A 23,689-nucleotide genomic window follows, 5' to 3' on the forward strand; every position below is an offset into this window, starting at 1 on the left:
AGCCGTCCCCGCCGACAGCGACCGGGGGTCAGGACGCGACGGCGAAGACCACGAGGTTCTCGGTCGCCGCCCGCGCACCGGCGCGCTGGAAGCAGGTGATCAGCACGAGGCGGCCCGGCACGGCCTCCCACACCTCGACGGCGTCGGGGAGGTCGTCCTTGTCGTACCGCGCGGTGCGCTCGACGGTGTAGTCCGCCGTCCCCTCGGGCGTGCTCACCTGGACCAGGTCCCCCGCCGAGACGGCGCTGTCGCGGCGGTCCGCGGACAGCAGCGGGTCGAATCCGTCGCTGCCGCGACCCGCCGAGTGGGCGGCGATGTAGACGGTGTTGTCCACCGCTGCCGGATCGGCGGCCGGAACGCCGTAGGGCTCGATCCAGTAGCCGGCGGTGAGCGCCGGCGGGTTGATGACCCCGCGCCGCGGCGTGTGCGCGAGCAGCGGCAGGTCCAGTCCCACGGAGGGCACCAGCAGGTGCACCGGCGAGGTGGGGACGACGCGGGGGGCCTCCCCCGACGTCGCCGCGACGACGGCTGCCGGGAGATCACCCGGAGCGGCGGGCGACTCGACGAGAGCCCTCGAGCCGACCAACGGCTCCGGAGACAGACCAACACCGAGCACGGTGGCGCCGGCCAGGGCGAGGGCGGTCAGGCCGGCGCCCAGGGTGCGCCGGCCCGGCCGCCGCCTCAGTCCGCGCACGTCCCGGACGTCCGCCGGGTCCGCGCCAGGGCGACACCGCCGGCACCGGCGGCCAGGAGCATGCCGGCGCCCGTCGCCAGCAGCGGCCACGAGCCCGAGGCCTCGTCGTCGATCCAGCCGGTGTCGGAGCGGAGACCGGCGTTCACCGGCATGGCCACCACGGGCGCCGCCGGAGCCACGACGGGCGCAGCGGCGACCTCGAGGAAGACGACGGTCGTGGCGTAGCGGCTGCCGGGGGTCCCGTCACCCTCGCTGATGAACAGCGCGTGGCTGCCGGCCTCGGTGTCGGCCGGCAGGGTCATCGTGGCCGCGTAGGGCCCGGTGGCCACGAGGGTCGGCTCGACCAGCTCGTGTCCGGCGGCGGTCACCGGCGCGGCATCCGCGGCGAGGACACCTGCGGCCGCCGGAGAGGCGCCGCCGGCGTCCGGGGCACCGCCGGTCACGGGCGCACTGCCGGCCAGCAGCTCCGCGGCGAACGGGGGGACCTCGGCCGCCGTCTCGGCGGGCAGCTCGGGAGTGAGCTCGCCGCCGACGTACTGCTCCTCGCCGACGGACTCCCAGTGGAAGTACTCCTCGTCGTCCATGGGCAGCAGCATCACCTCGGCGTCGGCGAGGTTGCCCACGCCCGCCGCACGCAGCGCCGAGGTGGGCGGAACGCTGAGCGCCAGCTCGTCCCCTGCGGTCACCGGGATGCCGTCGCAGACGGACTCGTACTGGTCGCACGGCACGGAGGAGTCCACGAGCACGGCCGGGGAGACCGTCTGAGTCGCCGGGAACGCGGCGTCCAGCTCGAAGAAGTAGGCCAGCCCGGTGTCCGCGAGCTCGCTGCCGGTCATCGTGGCGGTCAATCCCTCCATCACGAGGATCGCCATCGAGTCGCCCAGATTGGCGTCGACCGGCATCTCCACCTCGAGCTCCCCGTCGCCGAGGTCGGTCACGACCAGCACCCCGGGCGGGGGCATCTCGGTGGACGGCTCGGTGCTGAAGATGCGGGACGGCTCCTCGGCCTCCTCCTCGCCCAGCAGCAACTCGGCGGTCAGGTCGGTGGCGTCCACGCCGTCGGGCAGCTGGACCACGACCGACCCACCCCACTGCACCTGCACCGGGGTGAAGTCCTCCTCGCCGAAGTTCTCCATGGGGTACAGGGAGATCGCGAGCGCGGAGGGCTCCAGCGGGATGGCGATCCCGGCGGCAGCGGCGGACGGGGCCCCCGCGAGGAGGAGGAGCGCGGCCGCAGCCCCCGTCGCTCCGGTGCGACAGAGGCGGGCACGGCGGGTGTGTGAGCTGGCCATCGACGGGCGTCCTTCGCAGCGGGGGCGCTTCCGTGCGCCGACGATGCGGAACCTATTGGTACCAAGCCCTCACGATGAGGTGCGACACGCCCACCGACCTGCGGTCAGGCGCTGACGCTCTCCGGCACGCCCAGCCACTCCCGCCAGCGCGGGTCGACGGTGCGCGCCCCCAGCAGGCGCCAGGCCGCACCGCTCGGCGTGCGCGGCGGCTGCGGGAGCTTCCAGCCCATCTCGGCCAGCGAGCGGTCGGCCTTGACGTGGTTGCAGCGGCGGCAGGCGGCCACCACGTTGTCCCACGTGTGCGTGCCACCCCGGCTGCGCGGAACGACGTGGTCGATGCTCGTCGCCGAGCCGCCGCAGTAGACGCAGGTCGAGGCGTCGCGGGTGAAGACCGCCCGCCGCGACAGCGGAACCGACGCGGGGAACGGCACCCGGACGTAGCGGGTGAGCCGCGCGACGACCGGCACCGGCAGGCTGACCGTGGCCGCGTGCACCACGTCGGCGGTGACGTCGACCGGCTCCGCCTTGGCGGCGAGGACCAGCACGATCGCCCGCCGGCTGGAGACGACGCACAGCGGCTCGTACGTCGCGTTGAGCAGCAGCGTGGCCGCCGTCGTGGCGGGCGCGGGCACGGGGACGAGCGGCAGGACGGGGTCGCGACGCGAGCCTGGGTGACCCGCCGTCGACGACCCGGGCGCGGAACGCGGCACGGATCACCTCCGGACGCCCCGGACCACCGGGTGCTGCGCGACCCGCGGGCAGCCCCATTCTGACCTGACGGAGCCCGCTCGGCGCAGTCAATTCTCCGCAGGGCCCGGATCGCCGTCGGTGGCCGGGACTAGCGTGCCAGCCATGCGCTACCCGGAGGCCCCGCGCCTGGACCTCGTCGACGACCTGCACGGCCACCGCGTCGCCGACCCCTACCGATGGCTCGAGGACCCCGCCGACCCCCGCACGCAGGAGTGGTCGCGGGCGCAGGACGCGCTGGCCGGCGATGTGCTCTCCGCTCTCCCGCTGCGCGCCCGCTTCGCCGAGCGCCTCGAGCAGCTGGTGCACGCCGGCGCCGTGGGCATCCCGGTGTGGCGGGGCGAGCGCGCCTTCTCCACCCGCCGCGACCCCGGTCAGGAGCACGCGGTCCTCCGGGTGCGCGAGGCCGACGGCACGGTGCGCGTGCTGGTCGACCCGATGCAGCTCGACCCCGAGGGGACGACGACGCTGGACGCGTGGTCGCCGTCCTGGGAGGGCGACCGGCTGGCCTACCAGGTGAGCAGCGGCGGCGACGAGGAGTCGACGCTCTACGTCCTCGACGTCACCACCGGGGAGCTCGTCGACGGGCCGGTCGACCGCTGCCGCTACTCCCCCGTCGGCTGGCTGCCCGGCGGCGAGGAGCTCTTCTACGTCCGCCGGCTGGCGCCGGACCAGGTACCCGCCGGCGAGGAGCAGTTCCACCGCCGCGTGTGGCGTCACCGTGTGGGCGACGACCCGGCCGAGGACGTGCTGATTCACGGCGAGGGCCTGGACCCGACCAACTACTACGGGGTCCGCACCAGCGCCGACGGCCGCTGGCTGGTCGTCTCCGCCTCGGCGGGCACCGCCCCGCGCGACGACGTCTGGCTCGCCGATCTCGCCGGGGACGGCGACCTCCGCGAGCTCCAGGTCGGCGTCGACGCGCAGACCGCCGCCTGGGTCGCCCGGGACGGCCGGCTGTGGCTGATGAGCGACCGGGGCACGCCGCGCTGGCGGGTGGCGGTGGCCGACCCCGCCGACCCCGCGACGTGGGCTCCGGAGGCGTGGACCGACGTCGTTCCGCAGCAGGACGACGCCGTGCTCTCCGACATCGCCCTGGTCGACTCCGCCGACGGCGCGCTGCAGGTGCTGGCCGTGCACGCCGTCGACGCCACCGACCGGCTCTCGCTCTGGGCCGCGGACGGCTCCGGCCGGCTGGCCGACATCACCCCGCCGGGTGCCGGCAGCATCGCCGGGGTCAGCGCCCCGCACTCCGGCGGCACCACCGCGTGGGTGGGCTACACCGACTACGCCACTCCCCCGTCGGTGCTGCGCTGGAACTCCACCGACCCGGCCGCACTCACCGAATGGGAGAAGGCGCCCGTCGCGGGCGAGGTCCCCGAGCTGACCGTCGTCGAGACGCACGCGACGTCGAAGGACGGCACACCCGTGCACCTCTTCGTGCTGTCCGGCACCGGCGCGCCGGACCGGCCGCGCCCGACGGTTCTCTACGGCTACGGCGGCTTCAACGTCTCCCTCACGCCCGCCTACTCGGCGCAGGCTCTCTCCTGGGTCGCCGCGGGTGGCGTGTGGGTGGTGGCGAACCTGCGCGGCGGCTCCGAGCACGGCGAGGAGTGGCACCGCGCCGGAATGCGGGAGCGCAAGCAGAACGTGTTCGACGACTTCGCCGCCGCCGGTGAGCACCTGGTGGCGCAGGGCTGGACGACGCACGAGCAGCTCGGGGTCATGGGCGGCTCGAACGGCGGGCTGCTGGTGGGCGCCACGCTCACCCAACGGCCCGACCTCGCGGCCGCCGTCGTCTGCAGCGCTCCGCTGCTGGACATGGTCAGGTACGAGCTGTTCGGTCTCGGCCGGACCTGGAACGACGAGTACGGCACCGCCGAGGACCCCACCGAGCTCGGCTGGCTGCTCGGCTACTCGCCGTACCACGCGGTCCGCGAGGGCACTGCCTATCCGGCGACGCTGTTCACCACGTTCGGGTCCGACACCCGGGTCGATCCGCTGCACGGCCGCAAGCTCGCCGCGGCGCTCCAGTCCGCCACCTCCGCCGAGGCGCCGATCGTGCTGCGCAGCGAGTCGTCGGTCGGGCACGGCGCACGGGCGGTCAGCCGGACGGTCGGGCTGGCCGCCGACCAGCTCGCCTTCCTCGCGGCGCACACCGGTCTCACCTCGTGAGATTCCGGAACCCGCCCGGCCGGACACGCGCAAAGGAGGGCTGACGGCGACCGATCCACCTGACAAGATTTCGGTAATGACCGGATCACCGAGCGTGCTCGCAGCGGACGAGGGCGCCGTCGACTGCGCGGACTACTGGCTCTGCCAGAAGGTCTACGACTGGTCCGGCATGGACTGGCTCGCCGAGAACGCCCGCACGCTCATCGCCACTCCGGCGCGGATCCTGCTGGTCGTCGTGCTCGCCGTCGTCGCACGCGGGCTCGCCCACCGCGCCCTCCGGCGACTGACCGACCGCACGGCCACCGGCGCGATGCCGACGATCCTGCGTCCGCTGCGCAACCGCTCCGCCCAGGCCGGCGAAGCGATCGACCAGGTCGCCGCCCGCCGCACCCAGCGCGCCGAGGCGATCGGCTCGGTCCTGCGCAGCTTCGCCTCGATCGTGATCATGGGCATCGCCGTCGTCCTCGTGCTGGGCGAGCTCGGCATCAACCTGGCGCCGATCGTGGCGAGCGCCGGCGTGGTGGGCGTCGCGCTGGGCTTCGGCGCACAGAACCTGATCAAGGACTTCATCGCCGGGATCGGGATCATCCTCGAGGACCAGTACGGCGTCGGCGACGTCGTCGACCTCGGCGAGGCAATCGGCACCGTCGAGGCGGTGGGGCTGCGGATCACCCGGCTCCGCGACGTCAACGGTGTGGTCTGGTACGTCCGCAACGGCGAGGTCCTCCGGGTGGGGAACAAGAGCCAGGGCTTCGCGCAGGTGGTCGTGGACATGCCGGTCGCGCACGACACCGACCTCGAGCGCTGCCGCGCGGTGATGCAGGAGGTCGCCGACGCGATGGTGGCCGAGGACCAGTGGGGCGAGGTCGTCCTGGCCGAGCCGGAGTCGCTGGGCGTCGAGCAGATCACCGCCGAAGGCGTATTCATGCGACTGGTCGTGCGCACCACGAACGCCGACCAGTGGCGGGTCGGACGCGAGCTGCGCATGCGTCTCAAGGAGCGCTTCGTGGCCGAGGGCATCCGCACCCCCGTGCCCCTGCTGGGCAGCTCGGCCGGCGCCGGGTCGGGGTCCCGCTGACCACCGACACGGCGAAGGGCGGCACCTCGGGGGCGCCGGTCCGCCAGGCCACCTTCCGGCAGGTCTTCGCCGTCCGGGAGTTCCGGGCGCTGTTCGGCACCTTCCTGCTGTCGGCCGCCGGGGACGAGCTCGCCCGCGTGGCCCTCACCGTGCTGGTCTACGCCCGCACCGAGTCCCCGCTGCTGGCCGCGCTCACCTTCGCCATCGGCTACCTGCCCTGGCTGCTCGGTGGCCCGCTGCTGTCGGCGCTGGCCGACCGGTTCCCCCGCCGCGAGGTGCTCATCGCGACGGACCTGGCCCGGGCGGCGCTGGTCGCGCTGATGGCGCTGCCCGGCGTCCCGCTGTGGCTGCTGCTGTTCCTGCTCTTCGTCGTCGGCCTCTGCGCGCCGCCGTTCGAGTCGGCCCGGTCCGCGCTCATGACCGACGTCCTGGACGACGACCGGTATGCCGTCGCCACCTCGATCGTCGGCAGCACCGTGCAGCTGGCCCAGGTGGGCGGCTTCCTCGCCGGCGGGGCGCTGCTGCTGGTCTTCAGCCCCAGCACCGCCCTGCTCGTCGATGCCGCCACCTTCCTGATCTCCGCTGTCTGGTTGGGGGCCAGGCTGCAGCGCCGACCGGCCCCGGCCGCGGCGGACGACGCGACCGGACCGCCCTCGCTCTGGCAGGACGCGCTCGCGGGACTGCGGCTCGTCCGCGGCACCCCTCGGCTGCTGGCCATCATCGGAGTCGTCTGGCTGGGGACCGGGTTCCTCTACGCACCGGAGGGCATCGCCGCTCCGTTGGCCGACGAACTCGGCGGAGGGCCGACCGCGGTCGGAGTGCTACTGGCGGCCAATCCGCTGGGCCTCACGATCGGCGGGCTGGGAATCGCGCGGCTCGTGCCGCCTCATCACCGGGAGCGCCTGGTCGAGCCGCTCGTCGTCCTCTCGCTGGCCGCGGTGCTCGCGAGTGGGCTGGTCGCGGTTCTCGCCGGCCCCGGGCCCTCCACCTACTGGACCGTGGTGGCCCTGCTGTTCGTCTCCGGCCTCGGCGGCGCCTGGACGATCCCGCTCAACGTGGCCTTCGTGCAGGCTGTGCCCCGCGCCTATCGCGGACGGGCGTTCGGGGTCGCGGTCAGCGGCATCGCGGGCATCCAGGGCATCGGAGCGCTCGCCTCGGGGCTGGCCGCCGAGGCCGTCGGCCCCTCGATGGTGGTGGCACTGGCCGGGGGGCTCGGAATGATCGCGCTGGCGCCGGTGCTGTGGGCCTATCGGGGGACGCGGATCCAGGCCCCCGCCACGGTCGACGCTGAGGGAGCATCTCGGGAATGAGCGAGTCGAGGCGGTCCCTGCCGTCGGCACGGACCTTCTACGACGAGGTCGGCGGCGAGCCCACCTTCCGCGCGCTCGTGCAGCGCTTCTACGCCGCGGTCCGCACCGACCCCGTGCTCCAGCCGATGTACCCCCAGGACGACTGGGAGGGCGCCGAGACCCGGCTGCGCGGCTTCCTGCAGCAGTACTGGGGCGGCCCCACGACCTACTCCGAGCAGCGCGGCCACCCCCGACTGCGCATGCGGCACGCGCCGTTCGCCATCGGGCCCGCCGAGCGGGACGCCTGGCTCTCGCACATGCGCGACGCGGTCGACTCCCTCGGGCTCCCTCCCGAGCAGGACGCGACGCTCTGGGGTTACCTGGAGATGGCGGCGCGCAGCATGCAGAACCGCTTCCCGGCCGACAGCGACGGCGACCTCTCCCCCGCCTGACGACCCTTCCGGCGGCGTTCTGTGCCGTTGTTCGCGCTCTGGCCGTCCTCCAGGGATGCGTGAGGGCGAGAACCACTGCCACAGCCGCGCCACCGCACCGCACCGCACGTACCGACCCCTGAGGAGCCCGGTGTCCCCGGAGCCGACGACGACCCCGTCCGCCGAGTGGTGGCGGAACGCGGTCTTCTACCAGATCTACATCCGCAGCTTCTCCGACGGCAACGGCGACGGCGTCGGCGATCTGGCCGGCATCCGGTCCCGCCTGCCCTACCTCGCCGACCTCGGCGTCGACGCGCTGTGGATCACGCCGTTCTACCCCTCGCCGATGGCCGACCACGGCTACGACGTCGCCGATCCCCGCGACGTCGAGCCGGTGTTCGGGGACCTCGCCGAGTTCGACGCGATGCTCGCCGAGGCGCACGCCCTGGGCATCCGGGTGACCGTCGACCTGGTGCCCAACCACAGCTCGCACGACCACGAGTGGTTCCAGGCCGCGCTGACCGCCGCCCCCGGTTCCCCCGAGCGGGCGCGGTACCTCTTCCGCGACGGCCGCGGCCCCGCCGGGAGCGAGCCGCCCAACAACTGGCCCTCGGTGTTCGGCGGGCCGGCATGGACGCGGGTGCCCGACGGCCAGTGGTACCTGCACATCTTCGCCCCCGAGCAGCCGGACCTGAACTTCGCGAACCCCGAGGTGGTCGCCGACCTCGAGGAGACGATGCGCTTCTGGCTCGACCGCGGCGTCGACGGCTTCCGGATCGACGTCGCCCACGGCATGGCCAAGCCCGACGGCCTGCCGGACATGGTCCCGATGGAGGACACCGGCCTGCTCGACGACCACGGCCCCGGGGACAACCGCTTCGACCAGGACGGCGTGCACGTCCTCCACCGCCGGATCCGGGCGGTGCTGGACCAGTACCCCGGAACGATGGCCGTCGGCGAGGTCTGGGTGTCCGACGACGCCCGGCTGGCGCAGTACCTGGCCCCCGACGAGCTGCAGCTGGCGTTCAACTTCAAGCTGCTGACGGCGGACTGGACGCCGGAGGGCCTGCGGGACGCGATCACCCACTCGCTCGCCGCGGTCTCCGGAACGCCCGCGCCGGCCTGCTGGGTGCTGTCCAACCACGACCGGCCGCGGCACGTGACCCGCTACGGCGGCGGCGAGCTCGGCACCCGGCGGGCCCGGGCCGCGGCGCTGCTGCAGCTCGCCCTGCCCGGGGCTGCCTACCTCTACAACGGCGACGAGCTCGGCATGCCCGACGTCGATCTGCCCGACGAGGTGCTGCAGGACCCGATCTGGTTCCGGTCGCAGGGCGCCGAGCGAGGCCGCGACGCCTGCCGCATCCCGGTGCCGTGGTCGGGCGACGAGCCCTCGTACGGCTTCTCGTCGCGTCCGGACACCTGGCTGCCCATGCCGGAGGGCTGGGGGCCGTTGACCGCTGCGGCCCAGCGGGACGACGACGGGTCGATGCTGTCACTGTACCGAGAGGCGCTCGCCCTGCGCGGCTCCAGCACGGCTCTGACCGGCGAGGATGTCGACTGGTTACAGGCACCCGACCGATGTGTCGCCTTCAGGCGGCCGGGTGGACTGGTCTGCTTCCTCAACCTCTCGGGCGCCCCGGTACCGCTGCCCGAGGGTCGAGTGCTGCTGAGCAGCGCCCCCCTGAACGACGGGACGGTTCCCGACGACACCGCCGTATGGCTGCGGGGCTGACGAAGGCTCGCCAGCGGGCTCCGGTACCTTCCGCCGCGTGAAGTCCAGGGATCTCGCCTACGTCGCCCTCTTCGCCGCCATCGTCGCGGTGCTGGGGCTGATTCCGCCCGTCGCCGTTCCGGGCCTGCCCGTTCCGATCACCGCGCAGACCCTCGGCGTGATGCTCGCCGGTTCGGTGCTCGGTGCCAAGCGCGGCGGACTGGCGCTGCTGGTCTTCCTGGTGCTGGTCGCCGCCGGCGCCCCCCTGCTCTCGGGTGGCCGCGGCGGGCTGAGCGTCTTCGCCGGCCCCACCGCCGGCTACCTCTACAGCTGGCCGATCGCCGCCTTCGTCATCGGCCTGCTCACCCAGCTGTTCTGGAAGCGCTTCAACCTGGCGTGGGCGCTGATCGCGAACATGATCGGCGGGATCGTCGTCATCTACGCGATCGGGGTCCCCTTCACCGCTCTCTACGGCGACATCTCCCTGGGGGCCTCGTTCACCGGCTCCCTGACCTTCATCCCGGGCGACCTGGTCAAGGCCGTGGCCGCGTCGGTGGTGGCGGTCGCCGTGCGCCGCGCCTACCCGGTCATCGAGCTGCCTGGCCGGCGCGCCGCCGCGAGCTGACGCGCGTGCGCTGGGGACGGCGTCCCGCGGCGGACGCGGACGACGCCGTCGTCGTGCCCGGCGCCGGCATCGAGCTGCGGGACGTCGAGCACGTCTACGGCGAGCGCGTCGTCCTCGACGGCGTCTCGCTGACCCTGACCGAGCGTCGCGTCGGGGTCATCGGCGCCAACGGCTCGGGCAAGAGCACCTTCGCGCGGCTGCTCAACGGCCTCGTCGTCCCCACCTCGGGGACGGTGCTGGTCGACGGGCTGGACACCCGCAGCCAGGCGCGCGCGGTGCGCCGCCGGGTCGGCTTCGTCTTCCAGGACCCGGACGCGCAGATCGTGCACCCGACGGTCGCCGAGGACCTCGCCTTCGGGCCGCACAACCAGGGCGTGCCGGACGACGAGGTGCAGCGGCGGGTCGAGGAGATGCTGGACCGCTACGGACTGGCCGGGCACCGCGACCACCCCGCCCACCTGCTCTCCGGCGGGCAGAAGCAACTGCTCGCGATCGCCGGGGTGCTGGCGATGCGGCCGCAGCGGATCGTGTTCGACGAGCCGACGACGCTGCTCGACCTCGCCAACACGCGCCGGGTGGCCCGGGTGATCGACGAGCTGGAGCAGGACGTCGTCGTGGTCACCCACCATCTCAACCTCCTCGCCGGGTTCGACCGGGTGCTGGTGGTCGAGGACGGGCGCGTGGTCGCCGACGGGGCGCCCGCCGAGACGGTCCCCTGGTACGTGGGCAGGATGGACTGATGCTGTCGCTGTACGTGCCGGGCGACAGCGTCGTCCACCGGGCGAGAGCCGGCCTGAAGCTGGCGGTGCTGGCTGCCCTGGGCATCGGCCTGTTCCTGGTGGAGTCCCCGGCTGCGATGGCCGGTGCGCTGGCGCTGGTCGTCGTCGTCGGTGTGACGGCGGCCCGGCTGCCGTGGCGCGCTCTCGCCGTGCAGGTCCGGCCGGTGTGGCTCTGGCTCGCGCTCCTCTTCGGCTTCCACCTGCTCGCGACCGACCTGCGGACCGGGAGCGTGGCGGTGCTCCGGCTGCTGGCGCTGCTCGTCGCGGCGGCCGTGGTGACGGCGACGACCCGGGTGACCGCGCTGGTGGCGGTGATCGAGTGGCTCGCCGCGCCGCTGCGGGTGTTCGGGGTGCGCCCGGCGCGGATCGGGCTGGTGCTGGCGATGACACTCCGGTTCATCCCGCTGGTCGCCGAGAAGGCGGCGCGGATCCGCGAGGCACAGGCCGCCCGGGGTGCGGACCGGATCCGGCTGGGCATGGCCGTGCCGCTGCTGATCCAGGTGCTGCGGATGGCGACGACGGTCGGCGAGGCGCTGGACGCCCGCGGCGCCGACGACGCCCCGGCCCGCCGGCCCCGGCGGACGGCAGCGGCGTCATGAGCGGCACGGTCCACGAGATTTGGCTGACCGACTCCGCGGCGTCGCCCATGCGGCGGGTGCCCGGTGGGCGACTGGTCCCCGGCGTCGGGCTGGACGGCGACCGCTACGCCCGCGGTGGCGGCACCTGGGCGCAGTACCCCGACCTGGAGAAGCAGCTCACGCTCATCGACCGGGACGACGTCGCCACCGTCGCCGCGGAGGTGGGCGCCGACCTCTCCCCCGGCGACACCCGCCGCAACCTGGTGACGACGGGCATCGAGCTGCCGTCGCTGGTCGGCAGCTGGTTCGCGGTCGGCGACGCGCTGCTGTTCGGCATGAAGCGCTGCCCGCCGTGCACGCACCTGGAGCGCCTCACCGGGCTGAAGCTGGTAAAGGCGATGGTGCACCGCGGCGGGATCAACGCCGCGGTGTTCGGCGGCGGTCAGATCACCGAGGGCGCGGTCGTGCGGCCGGTGTCGGACGAGGAGGCGGCCCGCCGGGGTGCGCCCACCGGCGCAGCCCGGCCGGTGCCGCGGATCGTCAACGGTTGAGCCGTCAGTCCTCGTCGCTCCAGCGGGCGAGGAACTCCTTCTCCTCGGCGGTGAGCCGGCGCGGCCGGTTCAGCGAGAAGTCGAAGGGCACGAGCAGCGTGCTGCCGGTGACCGCCAGGGCGCCGTGGTCGAACAGCTCGTAGGAGCAGGTGAAGGCGGCGGCCCGGACGCCGGACACCCAGAGCTGCACCTCGAGCGGCTCTTGCCCGTAGACGACCGGCCGCTTGTAGGCGATCTCGTGCGAGGCGACGATCAGGCCGCGGCGCATGCCCGTGTGCTCGTCGTGCGTGGGCTGCTCGAAGAACAGGTTGACGCGGGCCATCTCGAAGTAGCCGAGGAAGGCGACGTTGTTGATGTGCTGATAGGCGTCCATGTCCGACCAGCGCATCGGGACCTGCACGGTGTGCCTCATCCGCTGCACCCTGCCCTACTGGTGCCGGAGCGCGCAGACGGACTCAGCCGGGACGGCGCATGAGACGGACGCACACGGCGGCGACGTGGGTCCGGGCAGCCACCTCGGCACCGGCCGCGTCGCCGGCCTCCACCGCATCCACGATGCGCCGGTGCTCGGCGACGGCGAACCGGCGGTCCTCCGCGTGGTCCCAGGTGGCCGAGCGGTAGAGGTGGCCCTGGACGTGCAGCCGGTGCAGCGTCGTCGCGAGCGGGACGTTGCGGGCGAGGTGCCGGACCAGGGAGTGGAAGGCGAGGTCCAGCTCGGCGTCCCGGCGCGCTTCGACGTCGGCGTCCAGCAGCCGCTCCTGCTCGGCGAGCATGCCGCGGAGGACGCCGATGTCCGCCGCGGTGGCGTGGCCGACGGCCTCGCGGGCGGCCAGCCCGTCGAGGACCTCGCGCACCGCGAGCAGGGAGCGCATCGTCGAGTCGTCGATCGTCGCGACCCGGGCGCCCGACCGCGGCGTCGAGACGGCGAGGCCCTCGTGGATCAGTTGCTGCACGGCCTCGCGCACGGGACTGCGGGACACCTCGAGGCGGGCAGCGAGCGCCGGGACGCTCAATGCGGCGCCCGGCGGCAGCGACCCGTCGAGCACCTCCTCGCGCAACCGCCGGAGGACGGTCTCGGTGAGCAGCGCGCCGTCCTCCATCCCTGCCCTTCCACCGTCGTTACATCGGCATTACATGTCACGCGGTCCCTGGCGGGACGATCTGCGAGGAGGTTACATGTAGCGCAGAGCCGCGACGGGTGCGTCGTGCGGCCACGCGAGAGGTCCTCCGACCATGACCACCTTCTCCCTGACCGAGCTCGAGCTGGAATCCCGCATGGGCGCCGTCGGCAACGAGAGCTCCACGCGCGAGATCCGGCAGATCAGCCTCACCGACTTCGCGGCCCGCCGGGACGAGATCGCCGACCAGCTGTGGGCGGCCGCCACCGACATCGGCTTCTTCCAGCTCGTCGACCACGGCATCGACCTGGCCGACGTGGAGCGGGCGTTCGACCTGGCCCGGCAGTTCTTCGCCCTGCCGGAGGAGGTCAAGGCGAAGTACCCGCTGAAGAAGGGCCTCAACTCGGGCTGGGAGTCCAAGACGCAGGTCCGCCCCTCCACCGGGACGCCGGACCAGAAGGAGTCCTGGCAGCTGACCCGGCCGCACATGGACGGGCTGTGGCCCACCGAGGAGGAGGTCGCGGGGTTCCAGGAGACGATCCTGGCGTTCGAGGCGGACTGCTGGCGCCTGGCGATGGACGTGCTGTCCTGCTTCGCGACCAAGCTGGGGTTCGACGAGAACTTCTTCACGGTCGCGCACGACCCGGCCAAGCCCACCTACCAGAGCACCCTGCGGCTGATCCACTACTTCGCCTTCCCGCCGGAGCTGGTCGGCACCCCGAACCTCTGGCGGGCGGGCGCGCACACCGACTTCGACTGCCTGACCCTGCTCTTCCAGCGGGCCGGACAGGGTGGCCTGCAGGTGCTCCCCGGCGCGGAGGTGGAAGGCCAGGAGTGGACGCCCGTCGAGCCCTCGGACGAGGCGATCACCTGCAACATCGGTGACATGCTCATGCGGTGGAGCGACGACCTGCTGCCGTCGAACTTCCACCGGGTGAAGGCGCCGGCGGAGGGCGACCACATGGGGCCGCGCTTCAGCATCGCGTTCTTCGCCCAGGCCGACAAGGACGCAGTGATCGAGTCGCCGAAGGGCACCTACGAGCCGATCACCGCGGGCGACTACCTGCAGCAGCGGATCCAGGCGAACTTCCGAAAGTGATCCGGCGCGGGTGACCGGGGGCGACTGGGATCCCTCGGCGCCCGGCCTGCTGGTGCTGCCGTCGGGACGGCGGGTGCGCGGGCGCGGCCTGCGCGCACCGCTGCCTGCGGGGCCACTGCCGTCGTTCGGGCTCTACCTGCTCGGTCGGCGGCCGGCGCCCGTGCCGTGGGAGAGCCGGTGGGTGCGGTGGCCGGACTTCCGGCTGCCGGCAGACCCGGCGGCGCTGAGGACGGCGCTGCTGGAGGTGTGGGAGCGGTCGGCGGACGAGCCCGTCGAGATCGCCTGCGGCGGCGGCACCGGCCGAACCGGAACCGCGCTGGCCTGCCTCGCGGTACTCGAGGGGGTGCCGCCCGCCGAGGCCGTTCCCTTCGTCCGGGACAACTACCGGCGTCGCGCCGTGGAGACGCCGGGGCAGCGCCGGTTCGTCACCGGGTTCGCCGGCTGACGCCTCGGCACGTCCGCCTGCTTCCGGCTCAGGCGGCGACCCGGCGTGCGACCTGCGGCTGACCCGGACCGGAGAGCTCGCCGACGGCGGCCCGTCGTCCCGCCACGGTCATGAGGATCGCCTCCCCCGCCCCCCGCACCTCGGGACCGCGTCCGAACGACCAGTCGATGTCCGTGGCGACCAGGCGGACGTCCCGCACGCGCAGCACCCCGAGGAGGGTCGGCGCGAACAGCGCCGTCCGAAGAGCAGGGATCAGCCGGTCGGCGGGGATGGAGCGGGGCAGCCCCAGCGGTCGGCGGATGTCCTGCTGGTGGATCATCCCGTCGGTCAGGCCGATGGCTCCACCCATCCCGGCCGTGAGCCCGGTCGGGGTCAGGTGATCATCGAGGAGCTCGATCAGCTCGGCGGGAGTGCGCGTCGAGCACTCCCGGAGCCGCAGGGCGTTGACCCGGTCGACGACGAGCAGGCCGCGGGCGAATCGTTGCGCGAGTTGCCCCCAGCCGAGCTCCTCGTAGCCGAGCAGGTGCGCCACGACGTCCTGCACCGACCAGCCCTCGCACAGGGACGGCGCCCGCCACTGCTCGGGGCTCAGCGTGACCAGGAGCTCTCGCAGTTCCTCGCGCTCTGCTCGCGCCAGAGGCATCAGGGTCATCCGAACTCCGCGACGTCACGGCCGCGCCGGTGCGCGACGGGAGGCCCGCGACGCTAGAGGACTGAGGGCGAACACCGCACCCAGATGCGCGTCAGGCCGGTCTCCCCCGGGGGGGAAGACCGGCCTGACGCGGATCTCAGCGGTCGAGGTCGGGAACGAACTCAGTCGCGGGCGAGCTTGCGGTACGTCGCGCGGTGCGGACGCGTCGCGTCGGCGCCGAGCCGCTCGACCTTGTTCTTCTCGTAGTCGTCGAAATTGCCCTCGAACCAGAACCACTTCGACTCACCCTCGTACGCGAGGATGTGGGTGGCGACGCGGTCGAGGAACCACCGGTCGTGGCTCACGACCACGGCGCAGCCGGGGAACTCCAGCAGCGCGTTCTCCAGGCTGGTGAGCGTCTCGGTGTCAAGGTCGTTGGTCGGCTCGTCGAGCAGCAGCAGGTTGCCGCCCTGCTTGAGCGTCAGCGCCAGGTTCAGCCGGTTGCGCTCTCCGCCGGAGAGCACGCCCGCCATCTTCTGCTGGTCGTGGCCCTTGAAACCGAAGGCCGCGATGTAGGCGCGTGAGGGCATCTCGACGTTGCCGACCTTGATGTGGTCGAGGCCATCGGACACGACCTCCCACAGCGACTTCTTCGGGTCGATGCCGCCGCGGCTCTGCTCGACGTAGGAGAGCTTGACCGTCTCGCCGACCTTGATCTCGCCGCCGTCGGCCTTCTCCTCGCCGACCAGCATCTTGAACAGCGTCGTCTTGCCCACGCCGTTCGGGCCGACCACGCCGACGATGCCGTTGCGCGGCAGCGTGAACGACAGGTCGTCGATCAGCACGCGGTCACCGAAGGCCTTGGTGAGGTTCTTCGTCTCGACCACGATGCTGCCCAGGCGCGGGCCCGGCGGGATCTGGATCTCCTCGAAGTCCAACTTGCGGAACTTGTCGGCCTCCGCGGCCATCTCCTCGTACCGCGCCAGACGGGCCTTGCTCTTGGCCTGCCGCGCCTTGGCGCCCGAGCGGACCCACTCCAGCTCGTCCTTGAGCCGCTTGGCGCGCTTGGCGTCCTTGGCCCCCTCGACCTGCAGGCGAGTGGCCTTGGTCTCCAGGTAGGTGGAGTAGTTGCCCTCGTAGGGGTAGGCGCGCCCCCGGTCGAGCTCGAGGATCCACTCGGCCACGTTGTCCAGGAAGTACCGGTCGTGGGTGACGGCGACGACGGTGCCGGCGTACTTCTCCAGGTGCTGCTCCAGCCACGCGACGCTCTCGGCGTCGAGGTGGTTGGTGGGCTCGTCGAGCAGCAGCAGGTCGGGCGCCTCGAGCAGCAGCTTGCACAGCGCCACGCGGCGGCGCTCACCACCGGAGAGGACGGTGACGTCGGCGTCGCCGGGCGGGCAGCGCAGCGCGTCCATGGCCTGCTCGATGCGGGCGTCGAGCTCCCAGCCGTCCTGGTTCTCGATGACCTCCATGAGCTCGCCCTGCTCGGCGAGGAGGGAGTCGAAGTCGGCGTCGGGCTCACCCATCGCCGCACTGACCTCCTCGAAGCGGGTCAGCGCGTCGCGCAGCGGCTTCACCGCCTCCTCGACGTTGCCGCGCACGTCGAGCGCCTCGTTGAGCGGCGGCTCCTGCAGCAGGATGCCGACGCTGGCGTCGGGCGCGAGGATCGCCTCTCCGTTGGAGGGCTGCTGCATGCCGGCCATGATCTGGAGCACGGTCGACTTGCCGGCGCCGTTGGGGCCGACGACGCCGATCTTGGCGCCGGGCAGGAACGCCAGGGTGACGTTGTCGAGGATCACCTTGTCGCCGTGCGCCTTGCGGGCACGAACCATCGAGTAGATGTACTGAGCCACTGGCTTTTCAAGCCTTCCGTCGTCTCGCGAGCGGGGGCGGGGCCGCCGGATGCGACCCCACCCCGTGCGTTCTCGCGTGCGATCCTCCCAGCCCCCGGCAACTACGCGTGCACGGGTTCCGGCGAGGCCTCGGTCATCTGCTGCAACGCGTCCTCGGCCCCCAGGTAGTCCCGCTCGACCCGGGACTCGTCGTCCGCACCCGGGAAGCCGTGGTCCTCGGTGGTCTCCGGGGTCGGCGGCACGACCTCCCCAGTCCGGGCGAACTTGTCCCGGGTGAACAGCGCCCGGCCCTTCTGCAGGTTCGGCCCGACGGAGAACGCCTTGATCTGCGGCTTGCTGCGCGGCCCAGCCTCCGACTCCCACGAGTGCGTGGTCATGGCCCCGTGCACGATCACCGGATCGCCCTTGCTGATGCTGGCCGAGACGTTGCTGCTGAGGTTGCCCCAGCACTCGACGTCGATCCAGAGGGTTCCGGAGTCGACGAACTCCTCGCGGGACGCGTCGTACCGGCGGGCGTTCGACGCCATCCGGAAGTTGGTGACGGTGCCGTTCTGCGTGTTGTTGCGGCGGGGTGCGTCGACGACGTTGCCGACGACGGTGACGATGGTGTCGTTCACGGTGCTCCTCGAAGGATGCGGCGCCGGACGGCGCGACCGGACCTCTGCCGGTGTGCCGTCGACCCTGAGCTCTCCTGACCGCGGCGAGCAGGCCTTTCGCCGATCTGTGGACGGCCGTACCCCTTGTGGACGACCCGCCGTCCAGGCCCGCGACCGGCGTCCCGGGGCGATGCGATGATCGAGCGCGAGCGCCCGTAGCTCAGTGGATAGAGCAGGTGCCTTCTAAGCACTTGGTCGCAGGTTCGATCCCTGCCGGGCGCGCAACGGCGAGCCGGGCCGCCACACGATCAGTGGTGGAAGGCGTGCACGACGGCGTGCCCCTTGCCGCGACCGATCAGCCAGCGGTTGACCGGCACGGTCACGACGAAGGCGACGGCGAGGGCCACGGCGAGCGCGCCCCAGAACAGCCAGCTGTCGAGGCCGGCCTCCATCGCGCCGGGAACGGCCAGCATGATCCCGTTGTCGACGATCTCCATGACCGTGATGGAAATGGTGTCGGCAGCGAGCGCGACGGGGATCGCCGCACGCAGCGACAGCCCCGAGCGCATGACCGGGCCGATGGTGAACGAGTAGCCGAAGACGAACGCCAGGGCGACGGCGAGCACGATCGTCTGCAGGTCCGACCACCCGAGCGCGGTGCCGATCACCATGCCGAGGACCTCCCCGATCGCGCATCCCGTGAGGCAGTGCAGGGTCGCCGAGATCGCCAGCCGGGTGAGGGCCGGGCCGGTCGGGCGCTGGGTGTGCATCGAGTGGTCCATGGCTGCTCCTCGAGCTCTGTCCTGTGTGGCGGCCTGGCTGGCTGCCCGTTCGAACCGTACCCCTAGGGGGTATATTCCGCGAGGTGTGGACAGCGTTTGCTCGTTCCCGCCGGCGCGCCGGTCCGGCCGCTCGGGCTCGTACTCTCGGCGGGATGAGCGCGGCGGCACGGGCCTGGACGGCGGCACTTCTGCTGGCCGCGGTCTTCCTCGGGCACGGGCTGCAATGCGGGTCGTCCTCGACCGCCGAGGGGCACGCCCACGCCGCCATGACCGAGGTCGTTCTCGTCGCGTCCGCTCTGCAGCCGGCCGGCATCCCGGCACACCACGACGCCGTCGACGACGGCGCGACCGACCACCGGCACGGCCTGCCCGGCCATCTGCTGGCCGTCTGCCTGGCCGTCGTCGCCGTCGGCCTCGCGGTCCTGCTCGGCACCGCCGGAGCGTCGAGCCGGTCGGTGCGGCGCGGCCCGCCACCGTCCGCACGGTCCAGCACGACCGCGTGGCGAGTACCAGCGAGGCCACCGGACATCCTCACCCTCTGCGTCCTGCGGATCTAGGCCGACCGCCGCCCGCCCCGCCCCGGTCCAACTGCCGCGGCGGCGGACCGCGCACGCCTCCAACCCGCACCGACCGCAGGAGAAACGCTCATGAACCGCACCACCGCACGCCGCACCGCCCTGGCCGGCGCCCTGGTCGCCGGCGGCCTCGTCCTGGCCGGCTGCTCCGGCAACGCCGGACACGAGGGCATGGCCGGAATGTCCGACAGCTCCTCGCCGAGCTCCTCGGACGCGGAGTCCGCGACCACCGCACAGTTCAACGATGCCGACGTCGCCTTCGCGCAGGGCATGCTGCCCCACCACGAGCAGGCGGTGGAGATGGCACAGCTCAGCACCGACCGGGCCGCCGATCCGCGGGTCACGGACTTCGCCGACCGCATCGAGGGCGCGCAGGGACCGGAGATCGAGACCCTGACCGGCTGGCTCGAGGCCTGGGACGCCGACGCCGGATCCGGCGGGATGGACCACGGCAGCGCCGGCCACGGCTCCATGGGCGGAATGATGTCCGAGCAGGACATGCAGGCCCTGAGCGATGCCTCCGGAGCCGCGTTCGACCGGATGTTCCTCGAGCTGATGGTGGCCCATCACCGGGGCGCGACCGCGATGGCCGAGACGGAGCTGACCGACGGGGAGAACCCCGATGCGCTCTCCATGGCCGAGGAGATCCGCGATTCGCAGACCGCCGAGATCGCCGAGATGGAGCAGCTGCTCACCGAGCTCGGGGGCTGACCCGTCCGACTCGGCGGCGCGGTCGGTCAGGCCGGTGGGCGGAGTCCCGCCATGGTCACGCCGACCAGCCGCTGCACGGCGGCGGCCGAGGGCAGTTCCCCGGCCGCCGTCAGGGCGCCCAGCACGAACTCGGCCAGCTCGGCCGGGGGCACGTCGTCGCGCAGCCGGCCGGCGCGTGCCCCCTCGGCGAGCAGGTCGGCGACGAAGTCGCGCAGCTGGTCGCGGGCCCGGCCCACGTGGTCCGACCGGTGCAGCCGGGCCGCGGCCGCCGAGTGCCCGCCATGCCGGGACATGCCGGCGTATGCGGCCAGGACCGATTCGACCCGCTCGACGGGGTCGGCGACCCGGTCGCGGACGCCGGTCAGGTGCTGCAGGTGGTGGACGACCTGCCGTTCGTGCCAGGCGGTCAGCACCGCATCGACGTCGGCGAAGTGCCGGTAGAGCGTGGCCCGGCCGATGCCGGCGCGCTCGGCGACCTGCGACATCGTCACGGCCAGGCCCTGGGTGGCGACCAGAGCCGCCGCGGCGTCGAGGACCGCGTCACGAACCGAGGACCGGTGCCCGGTGACGGTCTCGGTCCAGGACGTCGCCACGCGGCCACGGTACCGCCTGTGAGACAGTCTGTCTCACAGGCGGACGCACTGTCCCACCACAGGAGGAGCGCTGGATGACAGACCCCGGGACCACGCCGGACGCCGAACCGCCGCCGGGCGCGCCGCGCTGGGTGAAGGTCCTCGCACTCCTCGTCCTGCTGCTGGCGCTGGTCTTCGTCGTCCTCCACCTGACGGGGAACAGCGTCGGCGGGCCTGGCCGCCATCTGGGCCTCGCGGAGCTGTCGTGGCCCTGATGCCGCCGACGCTGCGGAAGCTCGCACTCACCGCGCACGTCACGACGTCAGTGGGCTGGCTGGGCGCGGTCGCCGCGTTCCTCGCGCTCGCCGCCACCGGCCTCGCCGCCGACGGCGACGCCACGGTCCGCGGCGCCTACATCGCGGCGGAGCTGGTCACGTGGGCGGTGATCGTCCCGTTGGCCCTCGCCTCGCTGGTCACCGGCGTCGTCCAGTCGCTGGGCACGTCGTGGGGACTGCTCCGGCACTACTGGGTGGTCGTCAAGCTGGCCCTGACGGTGGCGGCGACAGCGCTGCTCCTGCTGCACACCCGGCCGATCGAGCACCTCGGCGGCGTGGCCGCGAGCGGGGCGCCGCTGACCGCTGACCTCGGCGGGATGCGGCAGCAGCTGCTCGTCGACGCCGTCGCGGCAACGGTCGTGCTGCTCGGGGCCACCGCGCTCGCGATCTACAAGCCGCGCGGCCTCACCCGGTTCGGGCGCCGCCGGGCGTGACCGTTCGACACGCATACCGCGATTGAGTGACCCAGGTCACGGGTAGCTGACGCCCACCGGTCGGGGGACGGGACCACACATCAGCCAGCGGTCGTTCGGAGGAACGGGTGCGCAGGTCCACGGGTACAGGTGTTCAGAGACTTCGCCGTCAGCACGGCGGGTCCGGACAAGGCAGACGGCGCGGCGTGCTCGCCGCCGCCCTGCTCGTCGGTCTGGCCGGCGTGGTCGCGGGAGTCGCCCAGCCCGCCGAGCCGGAGCTGACCGAGCAGGCCGCTGACTCCGAGAGCGAACCGGATGAGCGGCCGGTGTTCAGCATCCCGGCGCTCTCCGCCGGCGCGCCCCCGGGTGCACGCACCCTGGGCATCGATCCCGCCCGGACGAACCAGCAACCCCCCTCCCCCGAAGCCATCAGCGGTCTCGCCGCCAACGGCATCCCGACCGTCGCCCTCAACGCCTACCGGGTGGCGGCCGCGCGGATGGCCGACGCGAAGCCGCAGTGCGGCATCGACTGGTCGCTGCTCGCCGGCATCGGCCGGGTGGAGTCCAACCACGGCCGCTTCGGCGGCGCGACCCTGCAGTCCGACGGCACCTCCATGCCCGAGATCCGCGGCCCGGCGCTCGACGGCGGGAAGTTCGCCTACATCGGCGACTCCGACGACGGCCGCTTCGACCGCGACACCACCTACGACCGCGCGGTCGGCCCGATGCAGTTCATCCCGACGACCTGGCGCTCCTACGCCATCGACGCCGACGGCAACGGCAGCACCGACCCGTTCGACATCGACGACGCCGCCCTGGGCGCGGCGAACTACCTGTGCGTCGCCGGCGGCAACCTCCGCACCGAGCCCGGTCTGCGCCGCGCCGTCCTGGCGTACAACCACTCCGACGAGTACGTCGCGCAGGTGCTGTCGCTGGCCCGCGCCTACGCCACGGGCGTTCCGGTCGACAACCTGCCGCTCGACGGCATCACCAGCGGCGCGGTCCCCCCGCCGAGCGGCTTCTACCGCGCCCCCGCGTCACCGGGTCCGGCGATCGGCGCCGGGGACACGACTCCGGCGTCCGGCGACACCGTCGGGCAGAGCTCTCCGCCACCTCCGCCCCCCGCGGGTCCGGCCCCTCGGGAGGAGAGCCGGTCCGCTCCGCCTACCGAGGAGGGCGCACCGCCGGAGTCGGCCGGTCGCCCCGCGCCGCCCCCGCCGCCCCCGGCTTCCCCGCCGCCGCCGGCGCCCGCTCCGCCGGCACCGCTCCCGCTGCCGCAGCTGCCGCCGCCGCCCCTGCCGGTGCCGCAGCTCCCGCCCCCGCCGCCTCCGCCGCCGGTGGTCACGAACCTGGTCGAGGGCGTCAGCTGCAACGTGGTCGGCAACCTGGTGCCGGATCTGCCGTTGCTGCCGGAGTGCCCCAGGCGCTGACCGACACGATCTACAGTCCCCGCATGTCGTGGCGACCGACGTGGGACGCCACACCGCCGCACCGGCTGGACCGCTACGCCTTCCGCGCCGGTGAGCTTGGCGGCACCCAGGGCGTCGGGCACGTGTTGGTGCTGGCGACGGAAGTCCGAACTCAAGTCGGCGGACACCTGTGGTGGCGGCGATGGGGTCCAGCCCGGCCGGTCGCGGAGATCTGGGTCGCAGCGCCGGACGTCGACCCCTCCTACCAGGTGAGTTGGGCGGACGGCGACATCCTGGACGCCGACATCGATCGGTGGGCGGGCGGAACGGTGCTGGTAGGACATCAAGACGTCCGACCAGTCCGCTGGCTCGACGACGCCACCTCGGCCCGGGTTGCCCGGGACGTGTTCGGTGCCGACCTCAACGAGCTGCGCAGGGAGCACGCGGGCTCAGCGGGCGGTCGGCGGCTTCAGGACGGCGAACGGGTCGGTGACCTCGAGACCTGACGCCACGAACCGGTAGAGGGTCGCGGGCCGACCACCGGCGCGACCGGACGCGGCCATCTCCCCCGTCGGCTCCAGCACGCCCCGGCGCAGCAGCACCCGCTGCAGGTTGGTGGCGGTGACCTCGTAGCCCAGCGCGGCCACGTAGATCTCCCGCAGCTCGGCGATGGAGAACGCCGGCGGCGCCAGCGCGAAGGCGACGTTCGTGTACGACAGCTTCGCCCGCAGGCGCTCCAGCCCCGACCCGACGATCGACCCGTGGTCGAACGCCGTCTCCGGCAGGCCGTCGACCGGGTGCCAGGCGGTGTCCTCCGGCAGCACCGGGTCGACGTCCGAGGGGATCAGCCCCAGGTAGGCGGTCGCGACGGTGCGGCTGTGCGGATCGCGGTGCGGATCGCTGCGGGTCTCCAGCTGTTCGAGGTGCGCCAGCTGCGCGACCTCGACCTTTGACGCGAGCTGCCGGCCGATCGAGGCACCCAGCGTCTCCTCCGGCAGCAACGGCCCGCCGGGCAGCGCCCAGGCGCCGGCGAACGGCTCCCCGGCGCGTCGCCACAGCATGACGTGCAGCCGCGTGGCCCTGACCTGCAGCACCACGGCCAGAGCATGGTGCGGAAAGGCCGGCCGCTCCGCCGAGGACCACACAGATGTCACGAACCCCATGCTAGGTTTCGCTCCAGAGGTTTTCGCCTCACAGTCT

At 73.0% G+C, this 23,689-nt stretch carries 28 protein-coding genes and 1 tRNA gene; 18 read left to right on the forward strand and 11 right to left on the reverse strand.

The annotated features are described in order from the left end of the window. Positions 1 to 28: 28 nt before the first annotated feature. The 3 genes from LBW97_RS03620 to LBW97_RS03630 form a co-directional block, all read right to left on the reverse strand. Positions 29 to 694, reverse strand: coding sequence for a class F sortase (locus LBW97_RS03620; RefSeq protein ID WP_224498030.1), 666 nt, complete (start codon positions 692 to 694; stop codon positions 29 to 31). Further along, entirely contained in the window at positions 682 to 1,986 is a 1,305-nt protein-coding gene (locus LBW97_RS03625; protein ID WP_224498031.1) for a hypothetical protein, read from the reverse strand. Before LBW97_RS03625 ends, LBW97_RS03620 begins: the two co-directional genes overlap by 13 nt. 104 nt (positions 1,987 to 2,090) lie before the next feature. Continuing rightward, entirely contained in the window at positions 2,091 to 2,618 is a 528-nt protein-coding gene (locus LBW97_RS03630) for an HNH endonuclease (protein ID WP_224498032.1), read from the reverse strand. A 220-nt stretch (positions 2,619 to 2,838) separates the two neighbouring features. Between LBW97_RS03630 and LBW97_RS03635 the strand changes: the two genes are divergently transcribed. The 9 genes from LBW97_RS03635 to LBW97_RS03675 all read left to right on the forward strand — a co-directional run bounded on the left by LBW97_RS03635 (position 2,839) and on the right by LBW97_RS03675 (position 11,950). Next, a complete protein-coding gene (locus LBW97_RS03635) occupies positions 2,839 to 4,908 on the forward strand; it encodes a prolyl oligopeptidase family protein (RefSeq protein WP_224498033.1) in 2,070 nt (689 codons plus the stop codon). 76 nt (positions 4,909 to 4,984) lie between these two features. Further along, positions 4,985 to 5,986: a mechanosensitive ion channel family protein gene (locus tag LBW97_RS03640; RefSeq protein ID WP_224498034.1), complete on the forward strand. Its 1,002-nt coding sequence runs from the start codon at positions 4,985 to 4,987 to the stop codon at positions 5,984 to 5,986. Next, complete coding sequence (locus tag LBW97_RS03645) at positions 5,869 to 7,296, forward strand: MFS transporter (RefSeq protein ID WP_224498035.1); 1,428 nt, start codon at positions 5,869 to 5,871, stop codon at positions 7,294 to 7,296. Before LBW97_RS03640 ends, LBW97_RS03645 begins: the two co-directional genes overlap by 118 nt. Then, a complete protein-coding gene (locus LBW97_RS03650; RefSeq protein ID WP_224498036.1) occupies positions 7,293 to 7,727 on the forward strand; it encodes a globin in 435 nt (144 codons plus the stop codon). Before LBW97_RS03645 ends, LBW97_RS03650 begins: the two co-directional genes overlap by 4 nt. Before the next feature lie 130 nt (positions 7,728 to 7,857). Next, positions 7,858 to 9,438 carry an alpha-amylase family glycosyl hydrolase gene (locus LBW97_RS03655; RefSeq protein ID WP_224498037.1) on the forward strand — a complete coding sequence of 527 codons (1,581 nt, stop codon included), beginning with the start codon at positions 7,858 to 7,860 and terminating at the stop codon, positions 9,436 to 9,438. A gap of 37 nt (positions 9,439 to 9,475) precedes the next feature. Then, positions 9,476 to 10,042: a biotin transporter BioY gene (locus LBW97_RS03660; protein ID WP_224498038.1), complete on the forward strand. Its 567-nt coding sequence runs from the start codon at positions 9,476 to 9,478 to the stop codon at positions 10,040 to 10,042. A gap of 5 nt (positions 10,043 to 10,047) precedes the next feature. Further along, positions 10,048 to 10,782: an energy-coupling factor ABC transporter ATP-binding protein gene (locus tag LBW97_RS03665; protein WP_224498039.1), complete on the forward strand. Its 735-nt coding sequence runs from the start codon at positions 10,048 to 10,050 to the stop codon at positions 10,780 to 10,782. Next, positions 10,782 to 11,420 carry an energy-coupling factor transporter transmembrane protein EcfT gene (locus LBW97_RS03670; RefSeq protein WP_224498040.1) on the forward strand — a complete coding sequence of 213 codons (639 nt, stop codon included), beginning with the start codon at positions 10,782 to 10,784 and terminating at the stop codon, positions 11,418 to 11,420. The genes LBW97_RS03665 and LBW97_RS03670 overlap by 1 nt, the downstream gene beginning before the upstream one ends. Continuing rightward, complete coding sequence (locus LBW97_RS03675) at positions 11,417 to 11,950, forward strand: MOSC domain-containing protein (RefSeq protein ID WP_224498041.1); 534 nt, start codon at positions 11,417 to 11,419, stop codon at positions 11,948 to 11,950. The genes LBW97_RS03670 and LBW97_RS03675 overlap by 4 nt, the downstream gene beginning before the upstream one ends. 4 nt (positions 11,951 to 11,954) lie before the next feature. On the opposite strand, the gene LBW97_RS03680 is transcribed toward LBW97_RS03675, so the two are convergent. Continuing rightward, entirely contained in the window at positions 11,955 to 12,362 is a 408-nt protein-coding gene (locus LBW97_RS03680; protein ID WP_224498042.1) for a thioesterase family protein, read from the reverse strand. A gap of 43 nt (positions 12,363 to 12,405) precedes the next feature. Continuing rightward, on the reverse strand, positions 12,406 to 13,050 hold the full coding sequence (locus LBW97_RS03685; RefSeq protein WP_224498043.1) for a GntR family transcriptional regulator: 645 nt from the start codon (positions 13,048 to 13,050) through the stop codon (positions 12,406 to 12,408). Between the two features lie 133 nt (positions 13,051 to 13,183). Between LBW97_RS03685 and LBW97_RS03690 the strand changes: the two genes are divergently transcribed. Continuing rightward, a complete protein-coding gene (locus LBW97_RS03690) occupies positions 13,184 to 14,167 on the forward strand; it encodes an isopenicillin N synthase family oxygenase (protein ID WP_224498044.1) in 984 nt (327 codons plus the stop codon). Positions 14,168 to 14,177: 10 nt separating this feature from the next. After that, the gene (locus LBW97_RS03695; RefSeq protein WP_224498045.1) at positions 14,178 to 14,612 is read left to right on the forward strand and encodes a protein-tyrosine phosphatase family protein; all 435 of its coding nucleotides are present in this window, start codon (positions 14,178 to 14,180) and stop codon (positions 14,610 to 14,612) included. A 28-nt stretch (positions 14,613 to 14,640) separates the two neighbouring features. Here LBW97_RS03695 and LBW97_RS03700 read toward each other — a convergent pair whose 3' ends face one another. The 3 genes from LBW97_RS03700 to LBW97_RS03710 form a co-directional block, all read right to left on the reverse strand. Further along, the gene (locus tag LBW97_RS03700) at positions 14,641 to 15,264 is read right to left on the reverse strand and encodes a maleylpyruvate isomerase family mycothiol-dependent enzyme (RefSeq protein ID WP_224498046.1); all 624 of its coding nucleotides are present in this window, start codon (positions 15,262 to 15,264) and stop codon (positions 14,641 to 14,643) included. 161 nt (positions 15,265 to 15,425) lie between these two features. After that, on the reverse strand, positions 15,426 to 17,096 hold the full coding sequence (ettA, locus tag LBW97_RS03705; RefSeq protein ID WP_224498047.1) for an energy-dependent translational throttle protein EttA: 1,671 nt from the start codon (positions 17,094 to 17,096) through the stop codon (positions 15,426 to 15,428). A gap of 101 nt (positions 17,097 to 17,197) precedes the next feature. Further along, positions 17,198 to 17,713, reverse strand: coding sequence for a single-stranded DNA-binding protein (locus LBW97_RS03710; RefSeq protein WP_224498048.1), 516 nt, complete (start codon positions 17,711 to 17,713; stop codon positions 17,198 to 17,200). Positions 17,714 to 17,901: 188 nt separating this feature from the next. On the opposite strand from LBW97_RS03710, the gene LBW97_RS03715 reads away from it, so the two are divergent. Further along, positions 17,902 to 17,974, forward strand: a tRNA-Arg gene (locus tag LBW97_RS03715). Positions 17,975 to 18,000: 26 nt separating this feature from the next. Here LBW97_RS03715 and LBW97_RS03720 read toward each other — a convergent pair. After that, positions 18,001 to 18,474: a DUF4396 domain-containing protein gene (locus LBW97_RS03720; protein WP_224498049.1), complete on the reverse strand. Its 474-nt coding sequence runs from the start codon at positions 18,472 to 18,474 to the stop codon at positions 18,001 to 18,003. 152 nt (positions 18,475 to 18,626) lie between these two features. Here LBW97_RS03720 and LBW97_RS03725 point away from each other — a divergent pair, with 152 nt between their 5' ends. Beyond that, positions 18,627 to 19,031, forward strand: a complete 405-nt coding sequence (locus LBW97_RS03725) for a DUF6153 family protein (RefSeq protein WP_224498050.1) — start codon at positions 18,627 to 18,629, stop codon at positions 19,029 to 19,031. 90 nt (positions 19,032 to 19,121) lie between these two features. Beyond that, positions 19,122 to 19,760, forward strand: a complete 639-nt coding sequence (locus LBW97_RS03730) for a DUF305 domain-containing protein (RefSeq protein ID WP_224498051.1) — start codon at positions 19,122 to 19,124, stop codon at positions 19,758 to 19,760. Between the two features lie 26 nt (positions 19,761 to 19,786). Here LBW97_RS03730 and LBW97_RS03735 read toward each other — a convergent pair whose 3' ends face one another. Then, the gene (locus LBW97_RS03735) at positions 19,787 to 20,353 is read right to left on the reverse strand and encodes a TetR/AcrR family transcriptional regulator (protein WP_224498052.1); all 567 of its coding nucleotides are present in this window, start codon (positions 20,351 to 20,353) and stop codon (positions 19,787 to 19,789) included. Positions 20,354 to 20,427: 74 nt separating this feature from the next. Between LBW97_RS03735 and LBW97_RS03740 the strand changes: the two genes are divergently transcribed. From LBW97_RS03740 to LBW97_RS03755, 4 genes are all read left to right on the forward strand, one after another. Next, the gene (locus LBW97_RS03740) at positions 20,428 to 20,607 is read left to right on the forward strand and encodes a hypothetical protein (protein ID WP_224498053.1); all 180 of its coding nucleotides are present in this window, start codon (positions 20,428 to 20,430) and stop codon (positions 20,605 to 20,607) included. After that, a complete protein-coding gene (locus LBW97_RS03745; RefSeq protein WP_224498054.1) occupies positions 20,598 to 21,101 on the forward strand; it encodes a hypothetical protein in 504 nt (167 codons plus the stop codon). The genes LBW97_RS03740 and LBW97_RS03745 overlap by 10 nt, the downstream gene beginning before the upstream one ends. A 185-nt stretch (positions 21,102 to 21,286) precedes the next feature. Beyond that, positions 21,287 to 22,510 carry a lytic murein transglycosylase gene (locus tag LBW97_RS03750; RefSeq protein ID WP_224498055.1) on the forward strand — a complete coding sequence of 408 codons (1,224 nt, stop codon included), beginning with the start codon at positions 21,287 to 21,289 and terminating at the stop codon, positions 22,508 to 22,510. A 23-nt stretch (positions 22,511 to 22,533) separates the two neighbouring features. Continuing rightward, complete coding sequence (locus tag LBW97_RS03755) at positions 22,534 to 22,995, forward strand: hypothetical protein (RefSeq protein ID WP_224498056.1); 462 nt, start codon at positions 22,534 to 22,536, stop codon at positions 22,993 to 22,995. On the opposite strand, the gene LBW97_RS03760 is transcribed toward LBW97_RS03755, so the two are convergent. Further along, positions 22,939 to 23,652 (reverse strand): NUDIX domain-containing protein, encoded by a 714-nt coding sequence (locus LBW97_RS03760; protein WP_224498057.1) that lies wholly within the window; start codon positions 23,650 to 23,652, stop codon positions 22,939 to 22,941. The two genes, LBW97_RS03755 and LBW97_RS03760, sit on opposite strands and share 57 nt — an antisense overlap. Between the last annotated feature and the right edge of the window lie 37 nt (positions 23,653 to 23,689).

The sequence above is a fragment of the Blastococcus sp. LR1 genome, from assembly GCF_020166105.1.
GTDB lineage: Bacteria > Actinomycetota > Actinomycetes > Mycobacteriales > Geodermatophilaceae > Blastococcus.